The organism is Bacillus sp. FSL W8-0629, from assembly GCF_038593225.1.
Taxonomy (GTDB): Bacteria; Bacillota; Bacilli; order Bacillales; family Bacillaceae; genus Bacillus; species Bacillus altitudinis.
The window spans coordinates 1243311-1258702 of the sequence record NZ_CP151975.1; the positions used below are offsets into that span (position 1 = coordinate 1243311).

17 protein-coding genes are annotated in these 15392 nt (G+C 43.5%); all 17 read left to right on the forward strand.

The features are described from left to right. The first annotated feature begins 61 nt into the window (after positions 1–61). Entirely contained in the window at positions 62–1093 is a 1032-nt protein-coding gene (locus NSQ17_RS06325) for a sulfate ABC transporter substrate-binding protein (RefSeq protein ID WP_045034931.1), read from the forward strand. Between the two features lie 11 nt (positions 1094–1104). After that, a complete protein-coding gene (gene cysT / locus NSQ17_RS06330; RefSeq protein ID WP_024719596.1) occupies positions 1105–1950 on the forward strand; it encodes a sulfate ABC transporter permease subunit CysT in 846 nt (281 codons plus the stop codon). Positions 1951–1955: 5 nt separating this feature from the next. Beyond that, positions 1956–2825 (forward strand): sulfate ABC transporter permease subunit CysW, encoded by an 870-nt coding sequence (gene cysW, locus NSQ17_RS06335; RefSeq protein ID WP_335352765.1) that lies wholly within the window; start codon positions 1956–1958, stop codon positions 2823–2825. A gap of 15 nt (positions 2826–2840) precedes the next feature. Next, positions 2841–3572, forward strand: a complete 732-nt coding sequence (cysA, locus tag NSQ17_RS06340; protein WP_338706157.1) for a sulfate ABC transporter ATP-binding protein — start codon at positions 2841–2843, stop codon at positions 3570–3572. A gap of 240 nt (positions 3573–3812) precedes the next feature. Then, complete coding sequence (locus NSQ17_RS06345) at positions 3813–4280, forward strand: PTS sugar transporter subunit IIA (RefSeq protein WP_008346265.1); 468 nt, start codon at positions 3813–3815, stop codon at positions 4278–4280. Positions 4281–4330: 50 nt separating this feature from the next. Next, the gene (locus NSQ17_RS06350; protein ID WP_035700436.1) at positions 4331–5704 is read left to right on the forward strand and encodes a PTS transporter subunit IIC; all 1374 of its coding nucleotides are present in this window, start codon (positions 4331–4333) and stop codon (positions 5702–5704) included. A 19-nt stretch (positions 5705–5723) separates the two neighbouring features. Continuing rightward, positions 5724–6002 (forward strand): PTS sugar transporter subunit IIB, encoded by a 279-nt coding sequence (locus NSQ17_RS06355; RefSeq protein WP_017367077.1) that lies wholly within the window; start codon positions 5724–5726, stop codon positions 6000–6002. 62 nt (positions 6003–6064) lie between these two features. Beyond that, complete coding sequence (locus NSQ17_RS06360; protein ID WP_008346260.1) at positions 6065–6511, forward strand: hypothetical protein; 447 nt, start codon at positions 6065–6067, stop codon at positions 6509–6511. Further along, the gene (locus NSQ17_RS06365) at positions 6508–7539 is read left to right on the forward strand and encodes an alcohol dehydrogenase catalytic domain-containing protein (RefSeq protein WP_017367078.1); all 1032 of its coding nucleotides are present in this window, start codon (positions 6508–6510) and stop codon (positions 7537–7539) included. The genes NSQ17_RS06360 and NSQ17_RS06365 overlap by 4 nt, the downstream gene beginning before the upstream one ends. 180 nt (positions 7540–7719) lie before the next feature. Beyond that, positions 7720–8703: a pyruvate dehydrogenase (acetyl-transferring) E1 component subunit alpha gene (gene pdhA / locus NSQ17_RS06370; RefSeq protein ID WP_008346257.1), complete on the forward strand. Its 984-nt coding sequence runs from the start codon at positions 7720–7722 to the stop codon at positions 8701–8703. A gap of 31 nt (positions 8704–8734) precedes the next feature. Further along, entirely contained in the window at positions 8735–9715 is a 981-nt protein-coding gene (locus tag NSQ17_RS06375) for an alpha-ketoacid dehydrogenase subunit beta (protein ID WP_026050078.1), read from the forward strand. 17 nt (positions 9716–9732) lie between these two features. Continuing rightward, positions 9733–11055, forward strand: coding sequence for a dihydrolipoamide acetyltransferase family protein (locus tag NSQ17_RS06380; protein WP_342467964.1), 1323 nt, complete (start codon positions 9733–9735; stop codon positions 11053–11055). Between the two features lie 12 nt (positions 11056–11067). Then, a complete protein-coding gene (gene lpdA / locus NSQ17_RS06385; protein WP_342467965.1) occupies positions 11068–12450 on the forward strand; it encodes a dihydrolipoyl dehydrogenase in 1383 nt (460 codons plus the stop codon). Between the two features lie 31 nt (positions 12451–12481). Then, entirely contained in the window at positions 12482–13177 is a 696-nt protein-coding gene (locus NSQ17_RS06390) for an SDR family NAD(P)-dependent oxidoreductase (protein WP_024719603.1), read from the forward strand. Continuing rightward, the gene (locus NSQ17_RS06395; RefSeq protein ID WP_193804325.1) at positions 13155–13940 is read left to right on the forward strand and encodes an SDR family oxidoreductase; all 786 of its coding nucleotides are present in this window, start codon (positions 13155–13157) and stop codon (positions 13938–13940) included. The genes NSQ17_RS06390 and NSQ17_RS06395 overlap by 23 nt, the downstream gene beginning before the upstream one ends. A gap of 92 nt (positions 13941–14032) precedes the next feature. Next, a complete protein-coding gene (locus NSQ17_RS06400) occupies positions 14033–14989 on the forward strand; it encodes a sugar-binding transcriptional regulator (RefSeq protein ID WP_007498849.1) in 957 nt (318 codons plus the stop codon). 63 nt (positions 14990–15052) lie between these two features. Then, positions 15053–15382, forward strand: coding sequence for a hypothetical protein (locus tag NSQ17_RS06405; protein WP_024719605.1), 330 nt, complete (start codon positions 15053–15055; stop codon positions 15380–15382). Positions 15383–15392: the final 10 nt, after the last annotated feature.

A 15392-nucleotide genomic window follows, 5' to 3' on the forward strand; every position in this document is an offset into this window, starting at 1 on the left:
CGTATAGAACTGAAAACGGCAAGGTTGGTGTCACTATTCAATGTGAAAGGGAGCGGATAACATGAAAAAATGGATATGGATTTCTATTGCGATGACACTTTTCATCATCACAAGTGCTGCATGCTCAAATGCGAATGAAGCCTCAAATCAAAAGGGAAAGGTTGAGCTGTTGAATGTGTCATACGATCCTACACGTGAATTGTATCAGGAATACAATCAAGCCTTTCAGACTTATTGGAAAGACAAAACCGGTGAGGATGTGACAATACAGCAGTCTCATGGAGGGTCAGGTAAGCAGGGGAGATCGATTATTGATGGACTCGAAGCAGACGTGGCTACACTTGCTCTTGGGTACGACATTGATGCCATTGCAGATCGAGGGCTACTTTCAAAGGATTGGCAAAAAGAATTTCCGAATCAGTCCACACCTTATACGTCTACTATTGTGTTTCTTGTGAAGAAAGGAAACCCCAAAAAAATTAAAGACTGGGATGACTTGATTCAGCCGGGTGTATCTATCATCACACCAAATCCAAAAACGTCAGGCGGTGCAAGATGGAATTATTTAGCCGCATGGGCATATGCCGATAAAACCTTTCATGGGGATGAAGAAAAAACGAAGGATTTTGTGAAAAAGTTATATGAGCATGTCGAGGTGCTCGATTCAGGTGCTCGTGGCGCCACAACAACTTTTGTCGAGCGCGGTCTTGGTGACGTGTTAATTGCTTGGGAAAATGAAGCCTATTTAACACTGCATGAATTAGGCAAAGACAAATTTGAGATTGTCAGTCCCTCCATTAGTATTTTAGCAGAGCCGCCCGTTGCCGTTGTCGACCAAAATGTGAAACGAAAAGGAACAGAGAAAGTGGCAAAGGCTTATTTAGATTATTTGTATTCTAAAAAAGGACAGGAAATTGCGGCTAAAAACTATTATCGCCCAAGAAATCAAGAAGTGCTAAACAAATATAAAGATCAATTTAAAGAGATTGATATGGTGACCATTGATCAGGCATTTGGCGGATGGCGAAAGGCGCAGAAAAGATTTTTTGATGATGGCGGATTATTTGATCAAATATATAGCGGACAAAAATAGGGGGCGACGTGATGAAGAAAGGCTATGCTGCCGCCAATAAAAGAAAACGTGTATTGCCTGGATTCGGGCTGAGTCTCGGAGTGACACTTGTTTATGTCAGTGCGATTGTCGTGATTCCTTTATCTATGGTATTTATTTGGACGGCTTCATTAGGAGCAGAAGGAATTTGGAATGTCTTTAGTGATGCGCGGGTGCTAAAGTCGCTGCAGCTTACGGTTACGACTTCTTTTGCAGCTGCACTCATCAATGCAGGTTTCGGTGTACTGATCGCATGGGTTCTCACGCGGTACTCGTTTCCAGGAAAGAACATCCTGGATGCCCTCATCGATTTGCCGTTTGCTCTTCCAACGGCAGTGGCTGGCATCGCTTTGACGACTCTATATTCTCCGAATGGGTGGATTGGGCAATTTTTGCATGTGAAGGTGGCATACACCCCGCTCGGTATTATTTTGGCACTGATTTTTATTGGCGTTCCATTTGTCATAAGAACGGTTCAACCGGTCATTGAGGGGCTTGAGCAGGAAGTGGAAGAGGCCGCAGCTATACTTGGTGCTACAAGAAAACAGACCTTTTTTCATGTACTGCTGCCTGCCTTGTTTCCAGCGGTGCTGACTGGATTTTCTCTTGCATTTGCAAGAGCACTCGGTGAATATGGCTCCGTTGTGTTTATAGCGGGTAATATTCCGTTTAAAACAGAGATTACACCACTGATGATCATGTCTAAGCTTGAGCAGTATGATTATCAAGGTGCCGCAGCCATTGCCTGTTTCATGCTGCTCTTATCATTTGTCATTTTGTTATTGATTCACGGATTGCAGTGGTTTGTCGAGCGGAAAAAACAAGTGGAAGTGAGGTGAGATGATTGGAAAGGGAGCTTATTAAAGAGCACCGCATCAAGTACAGGAGTCCTGTGACGGAATCAAAAGCGGTGAAGAGTATGTTGATTGGTGTGGTGTATGTTTTTTTGATTTTGTTTTTACTCATGCCGTTGATTGCTGTGTTTTCAAAGGCTTTTGAGAAAGGATGGAGTTCTTATCTTCTTGCCATCTCACATCCAGACACGCTTGCGGCAATTAAATTGACTGTTTTCATTGTGATGATCACATTGCCGCTTCAAATGATTTTTGGGGTCAGTGCTGCTTGGCTCATCACAAAATTTCATTTCCCGGGAAAACGTTTGTTAACGACTGTCATTGATCTTCCGTTTGCGGTGTCACCTGTCATTGCAGGACTTGTATTTGTACTTTTATTTGGTTCAAATGGACTTTTAGGACCGTGGCTTTTAGCAAATGGATGGAAAGTGATTTACTCTGTACCGGGGATGATTCTTGCGACCATCTTTGTGACATTTCCTTTTGTTGCGAGAGAGTTAATTCCGTTTATGCAAAATGAAGGCATTCATGAGGAAGAAGCATCGCTTACGCTTGGTGCCAGTGGGTGGAAGACCTTTTTCCTTGTGACACTTCCAAATATAAAATGGGCCCTTTTTTACGGCGCCATTTTAGCAGGGGCTAGGGCAATTGGTGAATTTGGTGCAGTGTCGGTTGTATCCGGTCATATCCGCGGAATGACGAATACGATGCCGCTTCATATAGAAATTCTATACAACGAGTATCAATTCCAAGCGGCTTTTGCCGTGGCCTCTCTCATGGCGTTTGTTGCGGTCATCACATTAATCATCAAGCAGATCATTCAGCAGAGAGATCATAGGCTTGGCAAGCGTTCAAAATAAATGGAGGGATCAGCCTTGGGGATTACAGTGAAACAAATATCAAAGCAATTTGGGCAGACGAAGGTTTTGCAAAACGTGGATTTGACGATCGGAAATGGGGAATTGATTTCCTTACTTGGACCGTCTGGGTCAGGTAAGACGACTTTATTAAGAATTATTGCAGGGCTTGATGATGCGAATACTGGGCAGATCTTATTTGGAGAACAGGATTATACTCACATTCCAGTGCGAAAACGGCAAATTGGTTTTGTCTTTCAGCAATATGCGCTTTTTCGAAATATGACGGTATTTGATAATGTGGCTTATGGATTGAAGATGAAACCTAGAGGAGAAAGGTTGCCTAAAAAAGACATCAAAGAGCGGGTACATGAGCTGCTGAAAGTCGTTCAATTAACGCAGTATGAACATCGTTATCCAGAGCAGCTGTCAGGTGGACAAAAGCAGCGTGTAGCACTTGCACGTGCTCTAGCCGTTAAACCGAAAGCTCTTCTCTTAGATGAACCTTTTGGTGCACTAGATTCAAAGGTGAGAAAAGAATTAAGACATTGGCTGAAAAAAGTTCATCAAGAATTTCAAATGACGACCATCTTTGTGACGCATGATCAAGAAGAAGCGTTTGATATCGCTGATCGTGTTGTGGTGATGAATGAGGGCAGAATCGAAAAAATCGGCACAAAAAAAGAAATGACAGAGCAGACAGAGAACCTTTTTGTAGCTGAATTTTTAGATATAGGAAGCCATATTTAACAAGAAGTTGATGTGATGTAATGAAAGAGATGCGGCAAAAAGCTGCATCTTTTTTTATAAAAATTTTCCTAGGAACATTGACTTATAATTTCGAATATTATAATATCTTTACAAAGGTAACAGTATTGAACATTTTATAACACATCTGTTTGTAAGCGCTTTACAAAAGGTTCTATTTTAAAATGTTCATTCTATTTGTTACATGTGTTCATATTTATACCAAATGAAAGGGGTGGTTGTTTGAACAGCTTGTTTGAGTTAGATCAACAGCTGATTGAGCTGCAATACGAAGCATCTTCAAGTGAGGAGGTGACTGCCTATTTAGCAGAAAGGTTAGAAACTGGAGGGTATATTAAATCGAGCTTTTTACCAGCAGTGCTTGAAAGAGAAAAAACATATCCGACCGGTCTTCCTCTTGCGACCTTTGGGGTAGCCATTCCCCATACAGATCCTGAACATGTAAACAAACCGGCGATCAGTGTAGCGACATTAAAGGAACCTGTTATTTTTCATAAGATGGGAAGCCCTCATGAGACAGTTCAAGCCAAAATTGTGTTCGTTCTGGCAATCTCTGAACCTAGTAAGCAGCTCGTGATGTTAGAGAAACTGATGACGCTTTTCAGAAAAGAAGAAGTAATGACAAGTTTATCTCACATGACATCGTATGAAGAAGCCGTTGATGTACTTCAAAAAGAATTAAACCAATAGTTATTCAAGACATAATGTAAGCGCTTTATTTAAAATCAGGAGGTGGATGTATGATCAAGCAAGCCGTCGATTTCATCTTAGACTTAGGGCCAACAATTATGCTCCCAATTATTATGACGTTATTCGGTATGATTTTAAGGCAAGGATTTAAAAAATCCTTCCGTGCAGGTATTACCATCGGAATTGGATTTGTCGGGGTCAATCTGGTCATTAATTTACTTGTAAGCGGTCTTGGACCAGCAGCCAAAGCCATGGTCAATTCCCTTGGATTAAAGCTTGATATTTTAGATGTCGGTTGGCCGATTGGAGCCGCCATTTCATTTGGTACACCTGTTGCTCCTTTGATGATTCCTCTTGTGCTCTTGTTAAATGTCATTTTGCTGTCTGTTAACTTTACGAAAACATTGAATGTGGATATTTGGAATTTCTGGCATTTGATTTTCGCTGCTTCTGTTACTTACTACGCTTATCATAATATGTTCTTAGCTCTTGCCGTTGGTTTAATCGTTTCTGCGATTACACTAAAACTCGCCGATTGGACGGCACCGACGATTGAACACCATTTCGGATTAAAAGGCGTATCGATGGCTCATGCTGAAACGGTCAACTTCGCTCCGCTCATGTATGCGTCAAACCGCGTGATTGATAAAATCCCTGGTTTAAACAAAATTCATGCGGATCCAGAAACTTTGAAAAAACGTTTTGGCATCTTTGGTGAACCGCTTGTGATGGGTCTTATACTTGGTATCATTATTGGTCTTCTTGGGGGCTATGATGCAAAAGGTGTCATGACCCTTGGAATTCAAATGGCTGCAGTGCTTGTGTTAATGCCAAGAATGGTTGCTTTATTAATGGAAGGACTTATTCCAATCTCTGAGGGTGCTCGTTCTTATATTCAAAAGCGTTTCCCGGGAAAAAATGTCTATATTGGTTTGGATACAGCGATTGTCATTGGTCATCCAGCGAATATGGCTGTAGCCCTTTTGATGGTGCCAATCACCATTTTGCTCGCTGTCGTTCTTCCTTACAATGGTATGCTGCCGTTTGCAGACTTATCGGTTCTGCCATTTACAGTAGTATGGGCAGTAGCAGCCGCTCGTGGGAATATTATTCGCGGCCTCATTAACAGTATTTTTACCTTAATGATTGTCTTCTTCATTGCAACGAACCTTGCACCACTCGCCACAACAATGGGGAAAGCAGTTGGTTTCGACTTCCCAGAAGGGGCAAATATGATCTCTGGTATCGATCTTGGTTCACACGTCATTCCTTGGATCATGGTGAGACTTCTTGATCCGAGCAATCCTTACTTCATTGCAGCGATTATCTGTGCACTGGCATATGCGCTTCTTTGGTACTGGGTGCGAAATGATATTAAAAAGCAGTATGCAAAAGAAATGGGCTTAGATCAGAAAGATCAATAAACGAGCTGGAGGGATTCTCATGGCAAAAAAAATATTAGTATCTTGCGGAACGGCAGTTGCTACGTCAACGGTTGTGGCAAAAAAGGTAGAAGAGACATTAAAGGAAAAAGGATACGATGTCATCGTTGAACAGTGTAAGGCATCTGAGGTTCCGCAGAAAGCGGAGGGTGCTGATTTAATTGTGACGACAACGCCTGTTAGTGATACAAAAGGAACGCCTGTGATTCAAACGTTATCTTTTTTAACGGGATTTGGCATTGAAGATGATATTGAAAAAATTATCGATCATATTAAGTGAACGATGATTGCGTGGAGGAGCTGCGAAAGCTCCTTCCATGTCATTTGAAAGGGGGAGCTCTCATGCAGCAGCATGCTTATAGCCGAACGTCTGCCATGTTTTCTATTTTCCTTCCGGCCTTGTTAATATGTGTGTTTTTTCTCTGGTCTCTTTATACGTTGATGTCGGCAGGACCTGAGCCATTAGCTGTGTTAGGTGTTTATACGCTGCCTATCCTTATGCTTTCTAGCATCACTGGTCTGAATCAGCCAACGAATATCATGATTAGTGAAGATGAGCTGAAAATAGGTGCTTTTGGCAGGTGGCACACATATGCCGTGTCCGATATTAAAGGAAAATTGTTTTTAAAACCATATCCTCATATCGGGAAAGTATATGTCAGAGTGGGACCTGCGCGAATATTTGGCGGACGCTACTGGATTTCAAGTGAGATGAGTGAGTACAAGCAGCTCGTTCAATCCTTGCAGAGTCTTGCGACATGTGATGAAAAGGAGGATGCGGCTAAATGAAATCAGCTGTCTTTTATTCTTCAGAGGACATTCGTTACGAGGAGCGGAAGCGGCCAGCCATTGGTGATGATGAAGTATTATTAAAAATGCGTGCCTGCGGGTTATGCGGGACGGATATTTATAAAGCGACACATGAGACGGTACCTCCTGGCACAGTGCTAGGGCATGAAATCGCTGGTGACATTATCGAAACAGGCCGTCACGTCACACATGTTCAAACGGGAGACAGGGTGTATGTAGCGCATCATGTCCCTTGTTTTACTTGTGACTTTTGTCAAAGAGGATTTTATACAATGTGCCCGCAATTTGCAGCCACAAATGTAGAGCCGGGCGGTTTTTCGGAATATATTCGTGTTCCCGCTTTACATGTTAAGCATACAATGGGCAAGCTCCCACATGACGTCTCATATGAACAAGGAGCGATGGTCGAACCGGTTGCCTGCTGTCTTCACGGCTTTGAAAGGGCGCCCGTTCATCCTGGAGATTCGGTCTTGATTCTTGGAGCGGGGCAAATTGGCTGCATTCAATTACAGCTTGCCAAATATTATTTGGCTGGAAAAGTGATGATCACAGACGTAAATGAGAACAGGCTCCTTCAAGCAAGAAATCTTGGGGCGGACGTCGCTTTTCATCCAGCATCTGAGCCAGTAGAAAACCGCGTCATGAAAGAAACAGATGGAAAGGGAGCAGACCTTGTCATTATTTCTGTGGGGAGCAGTGCGCTTTTAAAAGAAGCATTTCAAGCTGTCGCAAGAGGCGGAACGATTTTGGTCTTTGCTCACTTTCCGAAAGGGGATGTCTCCATTCCAGCAGAACGTTTTTTCCATGATGAAGTGAAAGTAGTCGGAGCTTATTCCTCGCATCCCTATCATTATCGTGAAGCGCTAGAGCTCTTAAAAGCGAAAGTCGTTCATACAGAAAAAATGGTGACGCATCGATATCCATTAAGTCAGCTTCGTCAGGCGATAGAATGCGCTAGGCATCCAGAAGGTGAAAGCGTCAAAATCATGATGTATCCAGATGAATGAGAATGTACGAGATGGAGAGAAAGAGAAGGTCTTTGGAAAAGGGCTTTGCCTTTCTCTTTTTTTCTGAAAAAAGATGAAAACGCTTAAAAAATAAACGGAAATGCTTGACTTCAATGAGAGTTAAACGTATGATAATTACAAATGTAACACATAAGAACAAATGTAAAGGGGAGAGAAGAAATGCAAAAACAAATCACTTTGCCTGAACAGATTAGTCATGAGAAATTAGCAGATTTATATAAACAAATGTGGTTAGTAAGATATTTTGATGAAAAGGTCGATCAATTCTTTGCTAAAGGATTAATCCATGGAACGACCCATTTATGTGTTGGACAGGAAGCATCGGCTGTTGGATCTATTGCTGTGTTAAAGGATGAAGATAAGATTGTCAGTACACACCGCGGACATGGTCACTGTATTGCAAAAGGTGCAGAGGTCAATAAAATGATGGCTGAACTGTTCGGACGTGAAACAGGTTACTGCAAAGGAAAAGGCGGTTCCATGCATATTGCCGACTTAGAAAAAGGAAACCTTGGGGCAAATGGAATTGTTGGCGGCGGTATTCCGCTTGCAACAGGTGCGGCGCTCACGTCCAAGATGAAAAAGGAAGGCTTTGTGGTCCTTTGTTTCTTCGGAGACGGCGCCACAAATGAAGGCAGCTTCCATGAAGCGCTGAATCTTGCTTCCATTTGGGATTTACCTGTTGTGTTTATTTGTGAAAACAACCAATACGGCATGTCTGGTCCTGTGAAAGAAATGATCAACATTGAAGACATCTCAACAAGAGCAGAAAGCTACGGAATGCCAGGGAAAACAGTTGATGGAAATGACATGGTTGAGATTATGAATACAGTAGATGAAGCGGTCAGCCGTGCAAGAGCTGGAGAAGGGCCATCACTCATTGAAATGAAAACGTATCGCTGGAAGGGTCACTCAAAGAGTGATGCGAAAAAATACCGTACACGTGAAGAAGAGACAGAATGGAGACAAAAAGACGGAATTAAACGCTTTAAGTCACTCTTAATGGAGCTAGATGTTCTGACAGAAGAGCAGGCTGCTCGTTTACAAGAAGAAGCGAAGCAAGAGATCGAGGCATCTGTTGAATTTGCGAAAAATAGTAAAGAACCATCAATTGACACACTATTAGAGGATGTATACGCCTAATTAGGAGGGGAATCACGTGACAAACACAACAGTGAGAGAGATTTCATATTTAGAAGCCGTTCGAGAAGCAATGAGTCAGGAAATGAGAAAAAATCAAGATGTCTTCATTTTAGGTGAAGATATCGGCGTATACGGTGGCGCATTTGGTGTCACGCGCGGGATGATCGAGGAATTCGGTCCAGAACGCGTCCGCAATACGCCGATTTCAGAGGCTGCCATCGCAGGAGGCGCAGTCGGAGCGGCTTTGACAGGGATGCGTCCGATTTTAGAACTACAATTCTCTGACTTTATTACAATTGCAATGGATCAGCTTGTAAACCAAGCAGCGAAAACACGTTACATGTTTGGCGGAAAAGGGAAAGTGCCGCTTGTTGTCAGAACACCAGCAGGTTCTGGGACAGGTGCCGCAGCGCAGCACTCCCAAAGCTTAGAAGCGTGGATGGCTCATATTCCTGGACTAAAGGTGGTTCAGCCTTCAACAGCTTATGATGCAAAAGGACTTTTAAAAGCAGCAATGGATGATGACAACCCTGTCATTTTCTATGAACACAAGCTTTTATATAAAACAATTGGTGAAGTACCAGAAGAGCAGTATTCGATTCCTTTAGGGAAAGCGGATGTGAAGAGAAGCGGAAAGGACGTCACAATTGTCGCAACAGCCATTATGGTGCACAAAGCGCTCGAAGCAGCGAAGGAACTAGAAGCGGAAGGAATCGATGTCGAGATCATTGATCCGAGAACGCTCGTCCCATTAGATGAAGAAACCATTATTGAATCTGTGAAAAAAACAGGCAAATGTATCGTTGTGCATGAGGCAGTGAAACGAGGCGGCTACGGCGGAGAGATTGCCAGTATGATAGCGGAAAGTGAAGCCTTCGACTATTTAGATGCACCTATTAAACGACTTGGCGGTCTTGCCGTCCCAATACCGTACAACCCAACGCTGGAAAAAGCAGTCATTCCACAAGTGCCAGATATTATTGAAGCAGCAAAAGAGCTCGTGCGCTCTTAAGTAAAGGGGAGAAGATCATGCCAAAAGAGATATTTATGCCGAAGCTAAGCAGTACGATGGAGATCGGTACCTTGCTTCAATGGTTTAAAGAAGAAGGAGATTCGGTTGAAATCGGTGAGCCTCTATTTGAGATTATGACAGACAAAATCAATATCGAGGTTGAAGCCTATGATGATGGCGTTTTTCTAAAGAAATATTACGAAGCAGATGATCAGATTCCAGTTAATGCTGTCATTGGATATATCGGAGAGGCTAATGAGCAGGTACCGAGCGAGCCGCCAGCGCAGTCAGATGAAGCATCTTCTGAAGACAGCGGAACGTCATCACCATCTGAACCATCTGTTTCGACTGAAGCTGAACCAGCGGTGGGTGAGAAAGTACGCGCAACTCCTGCAGCGAGAAAAACGGCAAAAGATCACCAAGTAGCCATTCACGAAGTATCTGGTACAGGACCAAAAGGCAGAATTCAAAAACGGGATGTCGAAGCGGCCCTTCAGACGAACGAGGAAGGCCAGCGAGTATCACCACTTGCAGGAAAAATGGCTGCTCGTGAAGGGATCGACTTAACGAATGTTGCTGGTTCTGGCGCTCACGGCAAAATCATGAAGAGTGATGTGACAGCAGCAGGCGCACAAAAGGCAGAGGCTGCTCCAGTGAGAACACAAAAACTAGCCGGGATGAGAAAAGTGATCGCAGATCGCATGTCACAAAGTGCCTTTACAGCGCCGCACGTCACATTAACAAGTGAAATTGATATGACAAAAGCAAAAGAAGTGCGCAAACAGCTGCTCCCAGCGATTGAAAAAGAGACAGGCTACAGATTGTCGTTTACAGAAATCATCATCCATGCGGTCAGCAGTGTCCTCACGCGCCATCCGCAAATCAATATGACGTTTGAACAAAATGAGCTCCATTTCCATGAGGATGTGCACATTGGTCTTGCGGTTGCTGTGAAAGACGGCTTAATGGTTCCGGTCATCTCTCATGCAAATCAAAAAGGGCTGAAACAGCTCACAAAAGAAGCAAAAGAAATTGGTCGAAATGCACGCGATCAAAAGCTACTGCCAGACCAGTTGAAGGGGTCTACATTTACCATTAGTAACTTAGGGATGTATGCCATTGACACGTTTACCCCAATTATTAATCAGCCGGAAGTGGCGATTTTAGGTGTTGGACGCATTCAAGAAAAACCTGTAGTGATCGATGGAGAAATTCAGGTGCGGCCAATGATGGGCGTCAGTTTATCATTTGATCATCGAGTGGTAGATGGTGCACCAGCAGCAGCCTTTTTAACAGACCTTAAAAAAGTGCTTGAACAACCATTTGAATTGCTAATGTAGGAGATGAATCGGATGACAAAAACGTATGATCTAACAGTCATTGGCGGAGGGCCTGGCGGATACACTGCCGCCCTTCAAGCCGCTGAACGTGGACACAAGGTTGCATTGATTGAAGAGGATTTTCTAGGGGGGACTTGTTTAAATCGAGGCTGTATCCCTTCAAAGACACTGCTCAAACATGCAGAAGTCATTGAATCCATTGAGAAAGCAAAAAGCTGGGGAATCGAAACAGGTGAGATGGTTCTTTCCTTCGATAAAATGAGAAAACGTAAAGATGATGTCATCGAAAAACTCAGGGGCGGAATCGCCTTTTTATTAAAGCAAGGAAAGATTGATGTATATAACGGCAGAGGCACAGCTGTGACAAAAAATCGCATTGACATTGAAAAACAAGATGGGTCAGAAACGATTGAAACAAAAGAGCTGATCATTGCCACTGGCTCATCACCTGCTATTCCGCCTATTCCAGGGCTCAAAGAGATTCAATTTGACACAAGTGATACGATCTTTGACATCCCAGATATTCCTGCATCTGTCGTCATTATTGGCGGGGGTGTAATTGGTCTTGAGCTGGCATGCATTTTCCAGAGTCTTCAATCAAAAGTCACCATTATAGAAGCCGCTCCGTCGATTATTCCGCAGGAAGATGAAGAAGCGTCGAAATTACTAGAAAAAGAATTGAAGAAAAAAGGCATCCATATCGTAAAGAAAACGACGGTGACAGAGGTAACAGAAAGTGAAGGAGTCAAAGCGATTCATGCGACAGACGATAAAGGAGAGACGCACATCTTTACGGCTGAAAGACTGCTAGTTTGCGTCGGAAGAAGACCAAATGTCTCTGCTGTCAGTCAGCTGGATCTTCAGCTAGATGGTCCTTTTATTAAAGTAAACGACGAGATGAAGACAAGTGTTGAAGGTGTATATGCAATTGGAGATGTAGCCGGCGGCTATCAGCTCGCTCATGCGGCGATGGCAGAGGCAGCCGTTGCGATCAGCAATATATGCGGCGAGCCTGAAAGAATGAATCACGACATCGTTCCTAGATGTATTTATACATTGCCAGAAGTAGCGAGTGTGGGACTGACTGAGAAAGAGGCAAAAGCCAAAGGGCTGAACGTACGGGCAGAGCGATTTGATTTAGCTGCAAGCGGAAAAGCGTTGGCAGCAGGTGTTCAAACCGGTTTTATTAAACTCGTGTACGATACCGTATATGGTGAAGTCATTGGCGCTACAATGGTTGGTCCGCACGTAACGGAGATGATATCAGAGGCTTCTTCATTTATGTATTTAGAAGGAACAGCTGAAGAGATGGCCAAAATGATTCATCCGCATCCAACCATCTCAGAAGGCTTTTATGAAGCAGCTCTTGATATTGTAAGTAAGCTGAGAAAGTAAATGCCAAACAAGGGATAGGGAGGAGATCCGTGTGCACGTCCAGCTTCATCAGAAAGTGGCACTTGTGACAGATAGCACAGATGGATTTGGAGAAGCCATCTGCCTAGCTTTGGCCCAGGCAGGTGCACATGTTTTCATACACGCTTTTCGTGATGAATCAAAAGCAAAGTCGATAAGCGAAGACATTGAAAAATTAGGCGGCCAATCGACTGTTGTCATCAATCCGCTTGAGACACCGCGTGATGCTACGCTTATGCTAAGACAAGTCATCGATACATGCGGCAAGCTTGATATTTTAGTCAATCAAGCCGAGCAAAAAGCAGATGAGGAGATTGATGACGTAAGTCCTGAGATATGGGTCGATGAAGTGGAAAGATCCGTAAATACAGTCTTTCTTTCCAGTCAAGCCGCTGTGTGGCATATGGTGGATCAGAAGCAGGGCTGCATCATTAATATTTCCTCATCAGGCAGTATAACAGGTGATGGCGGGATCTCACATGCTACATCAAATAGTATGTTGAATGCCATGACAAAAGGATTAGCGCGCGAATTTAAAGACAAAGGCATCCGGGTATTGGCACTACTTCCACCGCCTCTCCATTTGCTTCCTGACAAAGAGCAAATCAAGGAGACGGTGGCTCATATGACGGTTTTCTTAAGTACATCGTACGGTGCATTTACAGATGGAGCAGCGATTATGCTCGATGGGGGTGAGAGCGCTGGCTAATCAACAAAAACCAGTTCTCATCGTAGGTGGCGCCCAAGGGATCGGCAAAGAAATTGCTCAGCGTTTTTTAAAAGAAGGGCATCGTGTAGCTGTGTCAGATATAGATGAACAGGGACTTTCGCTTTTAAAACAACAGCATCCTCAGCTGCTGACGTTCCAAGCTGACGTTTCATCGTGGGAAAGTGTTCAGCAAATGGCGTCAGCAGCTGAAAGGGAGTTGGGTGGCATTGGGCATCTTGTCTATTCAGCAGGAATGACGAAATCCCTTCCTTTTTTAGAGGTTGATTTTTCACTTTGGAAAAAGACACTGGCTGTGAATCTATATGGTCTTTTCTACTGCATTAAAGCATTAGCACCCTATCTATGTGAGCGGAAAGAAGGCAGCGTTGTCATTATTGGATCAGGATCTGCGATAACAGGCTCTGGCGGCGGCATCCAGTATTACGCGTCAAAAGCCGGGGCATTTGGTCTCATGCGTTCGCTTGTAAAGGAATTGGGTTCCCATCATGTCCGCATCAATGTCATTGCACCGCGCGTCATTGAATCTCAGATGCTTGATACGCTCTATCCGACTGAGCTTGAGAAAAGTCAGCTTCGATCCCTTATTCCTATCGGGAGATTAGGAAAACCAGAAGATATTGCTGGAGTCACTTTATTTCTCGCAAGTGACGAGGGAAGCTATTTGCACGGACAGATACTCTTATTAGATGGCGGGAGAACGTATCAGCCTAAATATAGCGAGGGAAAAAGAGCGGAGCGTTAATCGCTCTTTTTTTATTTTCATAACAATTGTTCCAATTAGAAACGAATGTTTGGTATACTGGTAATCATAGTATATTAAAAGGATGATGTCACATGCTGAATTGGGAAGAAAGACGACAGCTCGTCAAGGTTGCTCATCTTTATTATACAGACGGGTGGACGCAGCAGGAGATTGCAAAAAAGCTCAATGTCTCAAGACCAGTCATTTCAAAGCTCTTACAAAAAGCAAAAGATGTGGGAATCGTTGAAGTGTACATTAAAGACGAAAGTATTCATACAGTGGAACTTGAAAAGCAGCTGGAAACGACCTTTCAATTAACGGATGCTGTCGTTGTCCCAAGTGTCGGGACAATGTCTGAGATGGTCAAACGGGCAGTCGGTCAAGCGGGCGCCTATTATCTTTCTAAAAACATGAAAGGCGCTGAGAAAATCGGTATTTCATGGGGAACCACACTTGCCGAGCTAGTGAAGGAATATCCATTTGAGCGAAGAAACGATGTCAAAGTCATTCCTTTAGAGGGCGGAATGGGCAGGCAGGCGGTCGACATTCACGCGAATCAGCTGGCATATGAGCTGGCAAAGAAGATGAATGGTACGTGCTCCTATTTATATGCACCTGCGATTTTAGAAACAGAAGAATTAAAAGAGCGGCTGATGGCGATGCAGGACATAGAAGCTGTGCTTGAAGAAGGCAGAAATGTTGATATTGCCCTGATCGGTATTGGGAATCCGCATAAAGGCTCTACATTGAAAACAGTCGGTTATTTAAAAGAAGAGGATTTGTCTGGTTTAAGACAATCAGGAGCTGTTGGTGATATTGGTTTTCGTTTCTTTGACGGGGAAGGGAAACCAGTCCAAGATGAGCTGAACCAAAAGGTGATTGGATTATCGTTAGAACAATTAAAGAGCGTGAAAAAAGTCATCGCAGTTGTGGAAGGAACCCATAAGGCTGAAAGTATTTTAGGGGCTTTAAACGGCGGCTTTATTCAGGTGCTCGTCACCGATGAATTGACTGCGGCAGCTATTTTAAAGGAAGCATCTGTCCAATAAACAGCTGACAGCCATCGTATTGTATAAAAAGAGCAACATCAAACGAGAAAGGAGCTGTGTATCTTGAAGCAAACCGAAATGGAAGCAAACCTACACTGTACTCGGTGCCAAGAAGAGACCCTCCACAGCATCGTTTATGTGAATGATCAGATGAAAAGCGTTGAGTGTACAGAGTGTCATCAGAAGATCAGTGTGCAAGTCGACATCATGAAGGAATTTTACAAAGAAGTGTATGAAAAAATTGCCACAAAGCCGAAGCGGATGACGCAGGAGTATAAGGCGAATCTGAATGGATTTATTTCAAGACTCCCCATCCGGGTTTTAAGTAAGCCATACCGGCTGATGAGATATTTAAACGAATCTTATAAGGTCATTAAGCAATATAAAAAATAAAGCAGAGGCT

Bases quoted from the DNA above. Each gene is read 5' to 3' on its own strand.
- NSQ17_RS06350 (WP_035700436.1), top strand. From the start codon at position 4,331: ATGATCAAGCAAGCCGTCGATTTCATCTTAGACTTAGGGCCAACAATT.
- NSQ17_RS06380 (WP_342467964.1), top strand. From the start codon at position 9,733: ATGCCAAAAGAGATATTTATGCCGAAGCTAAGCAGTACGATGGAGATC.
- NSQ17_RS06395 (WP_193804325.1), top strand. From the start codon at position 13,155: ATGGGGGTGAGAGCGCTGGCTAATCAACAAAAACCAGTTCTCATCGTA.
- NSQ17_RS06355 (WP_017367077.1), top strand. From the start codon at position 5,724: ATGGCAAAAAAAATATTAGTATCTTGCGGAACGGCAGTTGCTACGTCA.
- cysT (WP_024719596.1), top strand. From the start codon at position 1,105: ATGAAGAAAGGCTATGCTGCCGCCAATAAAAGAAAACGTGTATTGCCT.
- NSQ17_RS06365 (WP_017367078.1), top strand. From the start codon at position 6,508: ATGAAATCAGCTGTCTTTTATTCTTCAGAGGACATTCGTTACGAGGAG.
- lpdA (WP_342467965.1), top strand. From the start codon at position 11,068: ATGACAAAAACGTATGATCTAACAGTCATTGGCGGAGGGCCTGGCGGA.
- NSQ17_RS06325 (WP_045034931.1), top strand. From the start codon at position 62: ATGAAAAAATGGATATGGATTTCTATTGCGATGACACTTTTCATCATC.
- NSQ17_RS06360 (WP_008346260.1), top strand. From the start codon at position 6,065: ATGCAGCAGCATGCTTATAGCCGAACGTCTGCCATGTTTTCTATTTTC.
- NSQ17_RS06400 (WP_007498849.1), top strand. From the start codon at position 14,033: ATGCTGAATTGGGAAGAAAGACGACAGCTCGTCAAGGTTGCTCATCTT.
- pdhA (WP_008346257.1), top strand. From the start codon at position 7,720: ATGCAAAAACAAATCACTTTGCCTGAACAGATTAGTCATGAGAAATTA.